The 15,170-nt window shown below is 40.7% G+C and carries 11 protein-coding genes; 3 read left to right on the top strand and 8 right to left on the bottom strand.

Features of this window, described 5'->3' with window-relative positions; translation table 11 throughout:
- Positions 1 to 44: 44 nt before the first annotated feature.
- The 8 genes from RMX89_RS25545 to RMX89_RS25510 form a co-directional block, all read right to left on the bottom strand.
- A complete protein-coding gene (locus RMX89_RS25545; RefSeq protein ID WP_322690921.1) occupies positions 45 to 1,598 on the bottom strand; it encodes a cation:proton antiporter in 1,554 nt (517 codons plus the stop codon).
- A 339-nt stretch (positions 1,599 to 1,937) separates the two neighbouring features.
- Complete coding sequence (locus RMX89_RS25540; RefSeq protein WP_322690920.1) at positions 1,938 to 2,990, bottom strand: saccharopine dehydrogenase family protein; 1,053 nt, start codon at positions 2,988 to 2,990, stop codon at positions 1,938 to 1,940.
- 19 nt (positions 2,991 to 3,009) lie between these two features.
- Complete coding sequence (locus RMX89_RS25535; RefSeq protein WP_322673176.1) at positions 3,010 to 3,315, bottom strand: putative quinol monooxygenase; 306 nt, start codon at positions 3,313 to 3,315, stop codon at positions 3,010 to 3,012.
- A 29-nt stretch (positions 3,316 to 3,344) separates the two neighbouring features.
- Positions 3,345 to 4,985, bottom strand: a complete 1,641-nt coding sequence (locus tag RMX89_RS25530) for a lipoxygenase family protein (RefSeq protein ID WP_322690919.1) — start codon at positions 4,983 to 4,985, stop codon at positions 3,345 to 3,347.
- Between the two features lie 72 nt (positions 4,986 to 5,057).
- Complete coding sequence (locus RMX89_RS25525; RefSeq protein WP_322690918.1) at positions 5,058 to 6,491, bottom strand: c-type cytochrome; 1,434 nt, start codon at positions 6,489 to 6,491, stop codon at positions 5,058 to 5,060.
- An 88-nt stretch (positions 6,492 to 6,579) separates the two neighbouring features.
- Positions 6,580 to 6,990, bottom strand: a complete 411-nt coding sequence (locus RMX89_RS25520) for a hypothetical protein (protein WP_322686530.1) — start codon at positions 6,988 to 6,990, stop codon at positions 6,580 to 6,582.
- 11 nt (positions 6,991 to 7,001) lie between these two features.
- The gene (locus tag RMX89_RS25515) at positions 7,002 to 8,468 is read right to left on the bottom strand and encodes a c-type cytochrome (protein WP_322673172.1); all 1,467 of its coding nucleotides are present in this window, start codon (positions 8,466 to 8,468) and stop codon (positions 7,002 to 7,004) included.
- A gap of 66 nt (positions 8,469 to 8,534) precedes the next feature.
- Positions 8,535 to 9,929, bottom strand: a complete 1,395-nt coding sequence (locus RMX89_RS25510) for an NADH:flavin oxidoreductase (protein WP_322690917.1) — start codon at positions 9,927 to 9,929, stop codon at positions 8,535 to 8,537.
- Positions 9,930 to 10,657: 728 nt separating this feature from the next.
- On the opposite strand from RMX89_RS25510, the gene RMX89_RS25505 reads away from it, so the two are divergent.
- From RMX89_RS25505 to RMX89_RS25495, 3 genes are all read left to right on the top strand, one after another.
- Entirely contained in the window at positions 10,658 to 12,613 is a 1,956-nt protein-coding gene (locus tag RMX89_RS25505; RefSeq protein ID WP_322690916.1) for a hypothetical protein, read from the top strand.
- Between the two features lie 158 nt (positions 12,614 to 12,771).
- On the top strand, positions 12,772 to 14,244 hold the full coding sequence (locus RMX89_RS25500; RefSeq protein WP_322690915.1) for a lipase family alpha/beta hydrolase: 1,473 nt from the start codon (positions 12,772 to 12,774) through the stop codon (positions 14,242 to 14,244).
- A 123-nt stretch (positions 14,245 to 14,367) separates the two neighbouring features.
- Positions 14,368 to 15,159, top strand: a complete 792-nt coding sequence (locus RMX89_RS25495; RefSeq protein WP_322673168.1) for an SDR family oxidoreductase — start codon at positions 14,368 to 14,370, stop codon at positions 15,157 to 15,159.
- The last annotated feature ends 11 nt before the right edge of the window (positions 15,160 to 15,170 follow it).

Raw genomic sequence — 15,170 nt, 5'->3', positions numbered from 1 at the left:
GCCCAATGCCCCATGCCCAATGCCCCATGCCCAATGCCCTATATTTAATCATCCTCTAATTTCAACAATTGTTCATCAAGAGTTTGTATCCGCCCACGCACAATTTCTTCTGAGAGAATTCGCTTCCGCATTGCTTCATTGAGCGCTCCTTTTTCTGCCAAGAGTAAACGTCGGCGAATAGCTTCAAGTTTACTGCTCTTGCCACTTCTACCTTCCACCTCATCAGGGCGACGATTATATAGTTCCCGCAGTATTTTTTCTGCACCGGCAATTCGTACCTGATAAGCTGAACGCATCTCTTCATAAACAGCTTTTGGTAATACCCCTGATTTCAATAGGCTATCTAATTCATCTTGTGCCGCCTTACCCGTCATCAGCTGGGCTTGCAACTCTTCAACCTGTTGCTGAACTTCAGAAAATTTAGATAACTTTAAGCGTTTTACCACCCAAGGCAAACTTAAACCCTGTCCCACTAACGACACCAGCACACAGCCGAAGACTATAGCTATCAAAACTTCTCGCCCTGGCAGTGTTGTAGGTAAACTCAATGCCAGAGCCATTGAGAGTGAACCTTTGATGTTGCCTAAAAACAGTAAATGTTGCCAGCGCAGCGGAATTGGACGGTCAATCCAACGAACTAATGCTAGTAGCGGATAAACTGTAAGAACTCGCCCGACTTGAAAAGCCAAAACTGCAAGTAGAATTGCAGGTAAAGTTTTCCAGAGTGTTACCAAATTTATTTCTACACCAATCAACAGAAAAATAAAGGTGTTGACAGTAAAACTAGCATATTCCCAAAAACTCAATAAAGTGATGCGGCTAGAAGCAGAAGTATTCCGAGAAAGCCCAAAATTCCCGAAAATCAATCCAGCAACAACTACAGCCACAGGCCCTGATACACCGAGAAATTGCCCAGCCTGAAAAGTTCCTAATGCAACTGCGACTGTCAGCAAAAGACTGCCAAGGGCATCATCTAAACGGGCAAATACAGGTATACTCAAGTAGCCCAAGACTAACCCGACAACGCAGCCTCCTAGTGAGATAAATAGCAGCTGTTGGATTCCCTCTACAAATGTGAGTGAGCCTGTTGAATATACTTGCACGATCAAGTTGAAGGAAACAAGGGCAGCAGCGTCATTGAATAAAGTTTCTCCTTCAACAATGGTGGAAAGCCGCGAGGGTACTGGTATCTCCTTAAATACAGCAATCATGGAAACAGTATCAGTGTTTGCCAGAATTACTCCGACAAATAACGCAGGTATCCAACCCAGTCCCAGCCCAAATTTCAACAGGATGGCAATAATCGCACTGGAAATCACAGCCCCTGGCCCGGCTAGTAAGGCAATTGGTTTAAAGGTACTGCGTAAGCGGCTGACATCTGTATTAATACCAGCTTCAAAGATCAGAATTGGTAAGAAAAGATCCAAAACAAGGGTTGGACTTAAACCAATCCGACGAGACAATAACTCAGTGATGGGCAAACCTGCTATTACTAAACCCGTAACATAAGGGATTCCCAACCGCCGGGACAGCAAAGCTACACCTGTAGCCACAACCAAAAGAATAATTGAAACTTTGACTAATTCGGTAACATCCACTATTGCGTTTTAGAGAGTTAATTTGACTTGACTGATAGATTCTCTCTTCATTCATGCCAAATTAGCAAGTTCAGGGTGTGGGTTCAGAATAGAACGAGCCAGTACTCACTACCATAGCTCGGCAATCTTACCAGCAAACCCAGAGTCAAAGCGTAGGCGCAGTCCTTCGGCTGCGCTCAGGAACCACCCATCGTTGGCAAAGCCTCTCGTAGAGAAGACCTCGCACTTTCTCCACTAACCTTGTGAACAAAACGGTTTAAAATAAATGCACAAAGTCAGAAAAAAAAAGCCAGGTTTTTTCGCTATCAAGCCTAAAAAACCCAGCTTTCTGTTGTATCTTTACTGAAACCCGATAACTCCCGGAATTTCAAGGACAAAATCTGCCCCATATACAGATGCAGGAGTCTGGAATCCTACTTTAACTTCGCCTTGAATCACACGTTTGCTCACTGTTACAGCCGCCAACGCCGTAAAATCGTATGCTTCCGGCCCTAAAAGCTTTGCAGTTACTTGTTGACCAGTTTCATCCTCAGCAATACCAATTACTCGAACTTGCCCCTTGGCTCGTTCTGCTGCCGTTGGCCCAGTAGGTAGAGTTTTAATTAAACTTGCTAAAGCACTTTGGAATAGAAACGAGTTAAATAACCATTCCAAATTCTGGCTCGACTCCATCAGGAAACCCACAGGATTAGGAAATACGGTATAAACTTCAATATTGGGAATACCCGTAGTTTGGAAAGCAGTGATAATATCAGCACGCCAAGGGTTTGTTACTGCTGTCTCGGGCCCATAACCAAAATCAACTTTACGTCTTTTCGATGCTGGGCGAGATGGAATGAGCTTACCTGCTTCTCGGACTACCCCGATATGATGTAAAGTTGGCAGTACTGTATTTGCAGTTCCCTGAGATACACCGCCCACTGTTTCATAGATTAAAATCAGTCGCGTTGCAGCTGCTAACTTCTGTTTCAGGTAAGCAGCTACACAATCAGTAGGGACAACACCAAATCCCACACCAGGGAGAAGCATTATCCCTGCATTTTTAGCCTCAGTATCTCGTGCTTGTAGCGCCTGAAATTCAGGTACTTCGCCAGCTATGTCTAAATAGTGAGTTTTAGTTTGCAGACAGGCATCGACAAATGGCTTTGAGGTTTTGGAGAAAGGCCCAGAGCAGTTGATGACAGCAATTATATCCTCAAGAGAGCGAGCGATCGCCTGCGGATCGTCTAAGCCAAAAACCCGAAAGTTCAAACTTAATTCATTGGCTACAGCTGCTAGTGAACTTTGATTGCGTCCAGCTAAAATTAATTCCAGTCCGTTATTTTTAGCAGATTCAGCAATGAGTTTTCCAGCATAGCCAGTTGCACCATACAATAACACCCTTGATGTCATTATTATCACCAGCTAGGAATTAATTGTTCGCAATCTGCTGCCATAACCTGACTTCAGGTGGTTCAACTAAAAATTGTTCTGACTTTTCGTTCAAAGCTTTAATATACGGCTGCTGTAGATGTTGAGCTAAAATTTCCTGGCTGACCCAGTTTTCATGCAACAGAAACAAAGATGGGTCGTCAGCAGATTGGTGCAAATCGTAATTAATACAACCTTCTTCTGCAAGTGTAAGAGCTATTACAGGTTGAAATTCCTGCTTAAAATTGTCTTCTAAACCTGGCTTCACTTTTAATCGAGCGGTGACGGTTACTTTCTGATTTGACATTGTGATTCCTCTTTTTTAGTAAAACTAATTCAAGTATTAATGCTATTAATAATTTCCGAAGGCTTGAAGTAGTTGTAAGGTATGGGACGAGTTTGATTTCTAATATCTATTTGCCGTTCTATTTCGTGCAAATTCTGTTGAAATTGCACCACAATTTCCTGCGCCAATGGATCGGCAAACTCCTCATCATAAAAACCCAATTTGTCATAGTGGTACGATGTTAAAATCTCAGTCCACATCACCTGATCGGCAGCTTGTTTAAAAGGAGGAAGTATCTTCATGATAGTTTCCAAATCTACACCTTTAGTTTCTGGAATTGGGTGGTAGGCTGCATAGGGCATATTGGGTACAAAAGCCATATATTCGTACTGAGAAAAATTCAAAGCAGAGTGTAGAGGAGCGCAAGTGAATACTACCACACTGATGATTTCAATAAGTTGTTCTAGAGTCTCAATCTTGGCTGGCATTCCCTTGACTCTACCACCATCTTGAGCTACTAATTCTCTAGCCCAATTTTGCAACTCATAGTCGTCACTGATATCCTGTGAGGTTTGGTAATAAAGTTGCAAGTATTCAGCCACAAACTTTTCGACGGCATTCCATATTAATATGCCATCGTCCCGGAAAGGAAAGTGCGGTAAAATTTCTGGATCGTCTGTTTGACGACTTTTTATTAACCGAGGGAAGGTAAATTTTTCCACGCTCCATTCTCCATAAACCTTCGCCACAAATCCAAGAGATTCCGCCAATGAACCTGCCATAAACTCATCAACCGGGCCTCCAGGTTGCAAAAACTGAGTGCGTCCCAAATCGTTATCAAATAGCATGAAACGGAAGTGGGGTTTTAACAGTAAAGCGATGGGATGATTTTCTGCTAGTTGCCGCGCAGTGACAATCGCGAACGGAGCCATAACTGCATGAGTATAGGCAAAATGACTACCCAATTCTTGATGGTTGCCATCAGCAATTTGAACGCAGGTTTTTGCCAAAAACCAATCTAAATGGGGGTCATCTGGTGTATAAATTACGCTTTTTGCACCAGAGTCATGATTAATCTGGATAGCAACAGGTACTAGAGAACCACCATTAGGACTATCATTACTTTGCCAGTAAAATAGAGCTTGTGGCTTGGGAAGGTACTTTTTAACATTCTCGTAGACACCACCTTTAATATCAGATAACAAAGGATAATCTAAGAAATACAGCTTGCCTTCCTTAAGTGCTTTTTCCAAAGTAAATTGTGTACCTGCAACCTTCTGAAAATGTGCATCTGTGACAGCAAAATTTTCAGGTAATACATCAATTTTTTGGATAGCTAATGGGTTCGCTCCAGAGAGTCGTTGTTCTGCAAAACAAGAGTCTGTTTTGTAATTTTTTATGACATCAGGTTTTGGTAGGAGTGACAAAAGTTCTTCATATTCTTCCAATTCATCTAGTGGGTCTAAGAAGTTTCTGGCTTTAGCAGCTAGCATATTTGGTGCAAGAGTTGCCATACTTGCCAAACGTTTAGCAGTATATTCCGCCGAGAATATTTCTTTATGAGGAACTTTATCAATGACTGGTAGGGGAGCTAGATAATCGTAATTAAATTTGTACTCTTCTCGATTTTTATCTAGCCAATTGATTCGGACATTAACATCAGGATCTTTTTGTGGTAAATATGGTTTCACGATGATCTCCAATTCTATTTTTGAGCGGTTGCTAGTAAATGATTAACGTCAGGATTTAGCAAACAAACTTCATTACAGAGTTTTCAGATACTCAATCAAAGCTTTTTTATTCTCATCAGATAAATCAGTACCATAAATATGTCCCTGATTTGAATTAGCAGTTACCTTGGTATCGTATTTAAAACCTATAGCTTTGGCTTCATCTCCCTCAGTAATAAAACCAACTTTTTTCGGATCGTAGACATCATATCCCCGATAGAAAACTTGAGGACGATTCTCTGGTTTCTCGAACAAATCTTGTAGAGATGGGACTGAACCATTATGTAAATATGGCGCTCTTAACCATAATCCATCTAGGGAAACAGATACATACCCATTAGTTTTGCGTAAGTTTTTAAAGTCCCAAGGGTAGCCATCACCAAAATGATTGTAAGTATCCGCTCCTTCTTGCGTCCACATATCTAACCGATGGCGGTCAGTTCCCACTTCTTCCACAGGAATAACAGTACCCGTTCTTTCCCCACCAAAAGCGTGACAAGATGCACAAGTATTAGCAAAAATTTGACTTCCTTTTGTAGCCACTTGCTCATCAATCGCAAATGGATATTTAGGAGGTGGTAGTTCTTGAATAAAATCTTCTACTCGTTGTAAATCGGCTACAGGAAGTGATTTTTTAGTAGCACCATCACCAATTGCTCCAGTTTGAACAGTTTCTGTTATTGAAGTTTCTAAGCCATCCCAATGGAGTGCAAACCCTTTGTGCATCTTTTGATTCCAAAGAGGCATCATATCAGAGTTGCCAATAGTGTTATCTTTGGGCAACTTTAAAGTATTGAATTTAACTGGATTAAAAGGGTCAATTCGACCAGGGCCCCAGTTAGGACGAAAATCTGTCCAACTATAGTCTTCTTTTTGTTGCAGCAGTGCTTTCTTAGTTTGAGGAATTAGCACATAGCGATAAAGTAAATTTTCTAACCAAGAAAGGTTGTAATTATATTTGATTTCGTCAAGGATATAATCTGCTGTAAATCTGGCATCGCCAGCAGTTGCACTCAAAAATCGTAAATAGCCTTGCGAATCAAACTTATTAGCAGGAGCAGCAGCCACAATTGTGGGTTTATCTTTCTCTGTTTTTCTATAGGTAGCAGTATGGCAAACAGCGCAAGTTATACCGACGCGAGGGAAGCCAATGGTTTTTTTCGTAAACCCAACTGGCATTTCTTTACCCTCTTCCCATGTGATTCCCAAGGAAGTATAACCACCTGGCCCTGGTAATTTATCAGGGAATATTCGTGGTAGTACCAGCCAAATCCAATAGGGAACACCTTGCGCTTCTTCTGTGCCAATAGAACCATATTTAAAGTGTTCTTCAGACGATTCATAATATGTGGGAACCTCTCGAAAAAGGTTGTACCATCCCACATACCCAACTACACCAGCTAAAAGAACCACAATTAAAACGATGCTTGTGATTACCCTACCTATTTTATTTTTGAGTATTGTCATGGCACTCTTTTGCTCCTTTGCAGAAGAATCTGTTTGTAGTGTAGAAATATATCTACACTAGACTAGGGATAAAATTAGGATAATTGCTTCACTGAAATTGCAGCGATTGCATTTTGCTACGCATTGCTAGGGTCAGAAGAATTAGTTCCGCTAATCCGAAAAACAGGTCTACAAAAGCAATGGATAAAAATCCTTTATCTTGCCCAAAGAAAAGTACTGCACAAATGAAAAATGTCGATCCAAAAGCTCTTGAAGGAAATATTGATATCCAGGCAGTTGCCTGATATCGGTACGGGTCAAGTGCCCCAGGAATATAAAATGCACTAATAATAAACAACAGCATTCCCGCAGCACGAACCCAGATAATTGGCTCTGGTATATGCATTTGAAGGAACGTCAGCATTAATTCTGGAAAGAAGCAAGAAGGAATGACAAAAAGCATATTAACAATAATGCCAACCCAAGTAACGCGACTAAACCATTTAGCGTAATTATTCATTTTTTCTCCTTTTAAAGCTTTTTCATGTACTCAACTAGGGCATTTTTATCTTCTGTAGGAAGATCGGTTCCATATAAATGACCACTGTTACTATTTCCAGGTTTTGTGGTATCGAACTTAAAGTATTGCTTACCGTTTTCTACACCGACATCAGATACAAAGCCAACTTTTGCTCTGTCAATCACATCGTAGCCACGATAGAATTCTTTAGGTCTATTTTCTGGTGTTTCTAGTAAATCCCGTAAGGTGGGAACTGAGCCATTGTGCAAATAAGGGCCGCGTAACCAAACACCATCAAGGGGCATATTTGCATAGCCATTAGTCTTGCGGAAATTCTTAAAGCGCCACGGATACCCTGTATACAGAGTATTTTGGTTAGACATCGTTTTGTAGGTATATGAGTCAAGACGATGAGGGTCTGTACCAATTTCTTGAATTGGGACAACTTTGCCTGTATATGCACCACCAAAAGCGTGACAACTAGCACAATTACTTTCAAAAAGCTGTTCTCCCTTTGCTGCTATAGTTTCGTTAACTTCGTAGGGATATTTTGGTGGTGGTAGTTCCCATAACCAATCAGCAACTCTCTGAATTCGAGGCAAATCAATCGTTGTGGGTGTGACTCCAGCGCCTAAAGCTGCACTCTTATTTCGTTCATCAACGGAAGTGTTATTACCATCCCAATGTAACTGCAATCCCTCACGGGGTTTTTGATTCCAAACGGAAGGGAAATCAGAAGTACCAATCAGTTCATCCTCACGCAACTTATCCATTGGGAAATGAAATTGAATTGCTTTATAAGGATTAAAAGTATCTACTCTTCCTGGGCCCCAATCTGGTTGTTTTTCAACGAATTTAAGTCGAGATGCCTGATTAATTAGTGCATCTCTAGTTTGAGGAATTGCAATGAAGCGATAAAGTAATTTTTCAATGGGATTAATACCACCACTGATTTTTTCAATTTCTGGCAACATCCGGTTAGCAGTAAAGCGCTCATCTACACCAACTGCTGATAAGAATTTGATATATCCCTGCAAATTAACTACATTTGCAGGCATTGCCGTGATGACTTGATGTTCGCTATTGGGAGTATTTCGCAGCGTTCCTGTATGACATACAGCACAATTCAAGCTAACTCTATCGATAAAGACTCGCCTTTGCGAAAAACCTATAGGTAAATCTTTGTCAGGTTCTTTGATAAATCCTAAAGAAGTATAACCTTTTCCAGGTAATTTATCTGGGAATAATTCTGGTAAAACTTTCCAAATCCAGTAAGGGATGCCATTGACCGGTTCGCTGCCGATTGAACCATATTTAAAATGGTTTTCAATATCAGCATAATCCACTGGGGAGTTAGATAAAACAGGCCAAAGGAAAAATACTGCTACTGCTACAATACCTACAATTACAACCCAAATCCGCTGGAAGATTCCTTTGATTGAGGTTGGAAGTAGGGTAGGGTTTGTTTGTTCAGTCATGAAACACTCCCCATTTTGTCAAGATTATTTTTAAGCGAAATTGTCGATGCGATCCGCATCGCTTTTTTATCTAGATAAATTTGCAAACTGAGTTTCATGAAAGACTGACATTACTTCTTCCATCATCTCTTCATAGCTATTGAAGCGATCTTGCTCGTAACAACCCAAGGGATTTTCAATGACATTCAGCAGACATTTATTGCAATAAGTACAGGGTTTATCTGCCAGGTCTTTACCTGCTTGAAAAGATTTAACTAGGTCATTATTAGCAATTAGGGTACGAGCCATTGTCACGCCATCACAATAATGCTCGTCAATTGCCTGACGAATATAAGAAGCTTGCTGTAAACCACCTGTACATAATACGGGAATATTAACGTGCTTTTTAATTTCTCTGGAATCTAGTAAGTTTCTGCCTTGATTCTCTATTAGTAGCTGTTTGATTTTAGGATCTTTTACATCATTACCACTAAATGCTTGAGGAGGCAATTGTTTTTTCACACGATTCCATAAAAAATTGAAAATTGGATGCAAAAATGCTTTGCGAAATAAAATGTAGTTGCGTGTAGTTTCTACGCCACTTGACAACATGGAATCATAAGTTTTAGTAATGATATCAAAATTAAAATCACCAATGGGATTGAGTGGGTGAGGAAATAAGCTACCAGTTGACACATGCACGGCATCAGCCCCAGCTTCTTCTGCCCATTGACAAACTTGGATGGAATCTTCTATGGTATTACCTCGTTTTTCCCAAAAGGTGACGGCGTTGTTATAGTCAACGGCACTAATTTTGAATTGTAGATGAAAATCGTTGCCTACTTCTTTGCGGATTGCTCTAATTACATCTAGCAAAAACCGCGCTCGATTCTCTAATGAACCACCATATTCATCTTGACGGTCGTTAATTCCAGAACTGAGAAATTGATTAAAAAGATATCCATTAGCACTGTGCAATTCTACTCCGTCTAAACCTGCTTCACGGGCACGTCTAGCGCCATCGGCGAAGTATTGGATTGTTTCTTTAATTTCTGCTAGTGTCATCGCTTGACACAAAAAGCCGTGGAATGGCTCAGTTTGGCTAGTGGAACTTAAGGCTTTTTTTCCTAAGTTTTCTACACCACCAATATCTTGCTGTCGCCCCGAATGACTTAATTGCAAAATAAATTTACAGTCATATTCGTGGACTCTTTCTCCTACTTTTCGCCAAAAAGGAATGCGCTCATCACAGTTAATGGTGGCGTAATTGGGCATAATTCTTCCCCGAATGGCGACTGGGACAAAGGAACTAATAATCGCTCCTACACCACCACGAGCAAACTTTTCTTCCCAGTTGATTCGGGCTTGAGTACCTGAACCATCATAGTTATCCCATCTGCCAGAAATACTAGAGCGAAATACCCGATTTTTTACTGTGAGATTACGGAATCTCAATGGCTCAAATATAATATCGTTTTCCATGTGTTTCTCTGTCTTTATCTATTGTTTCGGCAATAAAATTAGGTGTCAAAATTATTCGTAGCACTAACAGTCTCGCCAGAGAACTATTTTTTAGGTCTCTGGGAGAGCAGTTTTTTATGTCTACAAATCTACAGTGGAGGTTTTCGGATGCGATCGCTAAGTATTAAGTTTTTGTTACTTAAATTTACTTAACCAGTTTCAGCATGGATATTTATCCTTATTGGTTTTTACAGTTATATAAAGACTTTTGCAATTTGTAAACCTATCGGTATTTACAGAGCAATTCTTAAAAAAAGTGAAAATTTCCGTCTTTTATTTTTCTTAAAAGGTTAAGGCAACCTTAAAAGTAGCTAAAATTAGCTGCTCACAATTTGTTACAAACCTAACCAAGTAGGTAGGAAATCGATATAACCATAGCAAATTGGTTATTGAAGACCATTGTAAATTTACAAATTTTTAAATTTTTGATTTAGAAATGTATAAAAGTTTATTAATGACGTTTTGCAAATTTGTGTAGTAACTTCATATATAACGAACCTCAGTAGGGTACATTAATCATCAAAATATCCCAAGACTAAATCTGGAAAATGGGAAATTGGTGATGAAGCATTAGTGTACCTCTGCAAACGTGAGGTGCAGTGGGAAAGGTTTAGGTGTTATGACCAGAGAGTTTTATGAAAAAGACAAGTCTAATTTTTAAGGGCTGTCTGCTCCTCCTATTCGCGACTATGTTTATAGTCTGCGGTTTTTATGGAACGCCTACAGCTCTAGCTGATGAGTATAGTGAAATACCTACATCCATAAGTACCGAGTATTCGGATACGGGTGTATCTAAATACCCTGATAACTGCGAGGGTATCGGTTATCTCCCAGAGTACACAAAGGAGAATTTGACAGATGCCGAGAAACGGGGTCGTTGCACTTGGTACTTATGGACTGGCGGTAATTCTAAGTACTATCGCGATTTAGCGAAGCGAACGCATGGTGGTGTTGACCTGCTAAAGCTGATTGACTCGCGCGTGCATGACGAGCGATTGCAACGTTATGGTGCAATTAACGATCCTGGATGTGAAAAGGCGACAGCACCAGATGAATATGGTTTGTGGCTAGATAAATGTAAAGATCCGCTCTCAACTGGCGTTATTGGGTTGCGTAAGTTCCAAAACCCCAACTTCGACTCGACAAAATGGAACCCTGTTGAATATGCCAAAACTTCACAAATTGAGCCTCCATACGTAATCGGGCAGTCCTGCGCCATCTGTCACGTAGCGTTAGATCCCCTCAATCCACCCAAAGACAAGGAACATCCAAAATGGGAAAACCTGGTAGCAGCATTGGGTAATCAGTACATTAAAGAAAATAAATTATTTGCATCCAGCGTTGGAGAAAATAGTTTTGTTAAGCAAGTACTCGATTCTCAAAAACCTGGTACCTCTGATACTTCTCGGATTGCCACCGATCACATCAATAATCCGAATGCGATTAATGCCATTTTTAATTTAGGCGATCGCCCCAAATATCCAGAGGTGATGAACGATGGTTCAACCAAGGATGTTAATCATATTCTCAAGGATGGTGCGGACTCTACAGGAGTGGCAAATGCCTCACTACGCGTCTACGTCAACATTGGGATGTGCGGCGATTACTGGACAAGTCTTCATGAGCCTTTATTAGGCAGAACTCCCCAAAAACCTTTTGATATTGAAAAGGCGCGCAAAGAGTGCGAAGGCTGGAGACAGACAGAAGCACGCATGGCTGATGCCGAAGCATTCTTAAAAACCATCAAGCCGATGCACCTGAAAGATGCACCAGGTGGCGAACAGTTCTTGACTAAAGATGAGGAAGTTCTCAAACGTGGGAAGCTGGTTTTTGCCAGTACTTGTGCTGGTTGCCATTCCAGCAAAAAGCCATCGGCTGCGATCGCTGCTGACCCCGAACAGGCTCAAAAATGGTACGAAGAGTCTGTACTCAGTAGTAATTTCCTCGACCACAACTTCTTGTCTGATGACCAGCGTTATCCAGTTACTTTAATTGGAACCAATGCAGCGCGATCGCTAGGAACAAATGCCTCTAAAGGGCATATTTGGGATCAGTTCTCATCGAAGACGTTCAAAGAACTCCCTTCACCAGGTACTTTGACACTGTACAACCCCTTCGATCAGAAAAAACCCATCGAATTTAAGATACCTGATGGCGGTTTGGGATATTACCGTACACCCTCACTAGTGAGCATTTGGGCAACAGCACCACTTCTGCACAACAACACACTAGGACTTTACAACGAAGATCCTTCAGTGAAAGGACGTGTAGAAGCCTATACGGATGCGATGGAAAAGCTGCTGTGGCCTGAAAAGCGTGAGGGAATTATCAGCAGGACATCTAAAGATACCAAATTAGAGCTTCCTCCAGGAGATCCGAATCCGAGATTTAGGCTTCCTGTTCCTAAAGGTACGCCTGTGAATTTGCTAGCAAGCATCAATATGAGAGAGGCGATTACATCTCTGAATCTCGGCAGCCTTTTTCAAGACTTGAAACCGGAGGGTGGAATTAAGGGTAAGTTGGCACGTGTACTTTTAAGAGCCAACAAATCTCCTGATTTTGTAGAAGATGAGGGTCATTATTTTGGCTCAAATCTCCCAGATGAAGATAAGAAAGCCCTAATTGAGTTCGTGAAAACTTTCTAAGTACAGCTTTCGTGTAAAATCGTAGTGTTTTAAACGCAGAGAATTCGCTACGAATTAATAAAATGTTGTACTAAGACAACTTGTCTTGATATTCTGCACTCGTTTCCAGGTTAAATCTGGGAACGAGAAAAAATATTGATTAAATAGCAAGGATATATATGGCGTATTTACCAATCGTCTTCGTTCGTGGATATGCAGGTACAGAAAAAGACGTTGAGCAAACAGTCAACGATCCGTTTTATGGATTCAATAGTGGTTCAACCCATATTCGAGTAGATGAGAAGGAAAATCCCCAGAAGTTTTTTTTCGAGAGTCCCTTGCTGCGGCTAATGACCGATCATGGTTATCAACCGATTGTTGACAATCAGAATGTAAGCAATCAGATTAAAAGATTGTCCGATCGACTTCATCAAACTATTTGGATCTATAGATTTTATGATATATCTACACCTAGTTTTGGCTCATCAAGTGTCGTTCGGCAGGAAATGGAGCAAATAGCTCAGGGTTTAAGAGACTTGATCCAGAATGTCAAAAAAACGACAGGTGCGGACAAAATTTATCTGGTTGCCCACTCGATGGGAGGTCTTGTTTGTCGCAGCTTGATTGAAAAGATTTATCCAGAACAAGGCGAGCAAGCTGCCGATCATATTGACAAATTCTTTACCTACGCTACACCTCATGGTGGTATTTATTTTGAGGTCGGGGGTGGCTTAATTGAAAATCTCAGGGACAGGTTTCAATTGAATAATTCTGATGACTTTGGCCCTCAACGGATGTACCAGTATTTAACACCTAATATTAAGCCAACGGCTGAGTTACCCGATAACTTTCAGCTACAACAATTACAAAGTATAGATAATGCATTTTCGCCAAGCCGCGTTTTTTCTCTAATCGGCACGAATGCACATGATTATGAAGAAGCTTTTGGTCTTTCACGCAATCTTGTTGGGGTGAAAAGTGATGGTCTAGTTCAGATTGATAAAGCTTATATCCTTGGATCTCATCGTGCTTATGTTCATCGCTCTCATGGTGGACGTTATGGCATATTGAACTCCGAAGAAGGTTATCAAAACCTACAACGATTTTTGTTTGGTGATATTCAGGTGAAACTGTCTCTGAGCAATGTTGAGTTACAAGACCTGGACAAGAACTTTTATCAACTGGAAACTAGAGTAGCTTTGCGTGGTCTTCCTATTCCTATATATGAGCAAGCGATCGCTCATTATTGCCCAATTACACAAGAGTTAACCCGAACAGATAAACCTATTCCGCTATTTACAGCTTTCTTAATTCCAAAAAACTCAGTCAATGATGATAATACCTGTAGATATGCCCTGCGTTTAGCGCTGCATTCCTTTACAAAACAAGAGACGAATTGGTTACGTGACCATCATCTCGACCAAGTACCTTTGTGGTCTGACTATCTAATTACTGATGTTGCCGAATCAAATAGCACTTATGAGGCTAAATACAGTTGGAATTCTGAAGACAAAGAGCCAGTAACAAAATTAAATCCGACTTCAGAATCTAGTCCAGATATATATGTTGCGTATGTTTCTTTACCTGAACGCGGTCAAAAAATCTTAGGAACAAATGCAGCAGTTCGCTTGGAAATTTCCCAATGGCAATGAAAGAGGCAGGGGAGGCAGGGGAGCAGGAGAGCAGAGGAGCAGGGGAGCAGGGGAGAATAATAAATAACAAATGACAAATGACAAATGACAAATAACAAATAACAAATAACAAAAGGAAAAATTATGCAGACCAATCGCAAACAAACGGCTCTTATTACTGGTGCATCTGGCGGTATCGGTTATGAATTCGTGAAATTATTTGCTCAGGATGGTTACAATCTTGTGTTGGTAGCTAGAAGCCTGGAAAAGCTGAATAAAATTGCCGATGAATTTAAAAATAAATTTGGCATTGATGTCAAAGTTATTTCCAAGGATTTATCTAACCCATCAGCCCCAGAAGAAATTTTCACGGAGCTAGAACAAGCATCGATTAATATTGATGTGCTGGTGAACAATGCAGGATTTGCTACCTACGGATTATTTAACGAAATTGACCTGAATGCTGAAATGCAATTGCTACAAGTCAATATATTATGTCTGACACATTTAACCAAGTTATTTCTCAAAGGCATGGTTAAACGGGGGTCTGGAAAAATATTAAACCTGGCTTCCACTGCTGCTTTTCAACCAGGGCCGTTGATGGCAGTATACTACGCTAGTAAAGCTTATGTCTTATCATTTTCAGAAGCGATCGCAAATGAATTAGAAGGTACAGGCGTTTCTGTAACGGCGCTTTGTCCAGGGCCTACCGAATCTGGTTTTCAGCAAAGAGCCGCAATGGAAGACTCCAAGTTGGTAAGCGGTCAAAAAATTATGACTGCGGAAACAGTAGCCGAAATCGGCTATCGTGGTCTATTTGAAAACAAAACTGTTGTCGTTCCTGGAATTAAAAATAAGCTGCTTGCTGAATCTGTAAGATTTACTCCCAGAAAGCTAGTGACTAAACTAGTCAGAAGTATGCAGGAAAGTAAGTAATAAGTAGGTCG

The organism is Nostoc sp. DedSLP04, assembly GCF_034530775.1.
Taxonomy (GTDB): Bacteria; Cyanobacteriota; Cyanobacteriia; order Cyanobacteriales; family Nostocaceae; genus Nostoc.
The sequence above is the reverse complement of the archived record's forward strand: the minus strand, read 5'-3'. Positions and strand labels throughout refer to the sequence as shown.

Coding starts and splice junctions, on each gene's coding strand:
- RMX89_RS25540 (WP_322690920.1), bottom strand. CDS start 2,990: ATGACATCAAGGGTGTTATTGTATGGTGCAACTGGCTATGCTGGAAAA.
- RMX89_RS25535 (WP_322673176.1), bottom strand. CDS start 3,315: ATGTCAAATCAGAAAGTAACCGTCACCGCTCGATTAAAAGTGAAGCCA.
- RMX89_RS25525 (WP_322690918.1), bottom strand. CDS start 6,491: ATGACAATACTCAAAAATAAAATAGGTAGGGTAATCACAAGCATCGTT.
- RMX89_RS25520 (WP_322686530.1), bottom strand. CDS start 6,990: ATGAATAATTACGCTAAATGGTTTAGTCGCGTTACTTGGGTTGGCATT.
- RMX89_RS25515 (WP_322673172.1), bottom strand. CDS start 8,468: ATGACTGAACAAACAAACCCTACCCTACTTCCAACCTCAATCAAAGGA.
- RMX89_RS25510 (WP_322690917.1), bottom strand. CDS start 9,929: ATGGAAAACGATATTATATTTGAGCCATTGAGATTCCGTAATCTCACA.
- RMX89_RS25505 (WP_322690916.1), top strand. CDS start 10,658: ATGTTTATAGTCTGCGGTTTTTATGGAACGCCTACAGCTCTAGCTGAT.
- RMX89_RS25500 (WP_322690915.1), top strand. CDS start 12,772: ATGGCGTATTTACCAATCGTCTTCGTTCGTGGATATGCAGGTACAGAA.
- RMX89_RS25495 (WP_322673168.1), top strand. CDS start 14,368: ATGCAGACCAATCGCAAACAAACGGCTCTTATTACTGGTGCATCTGGC.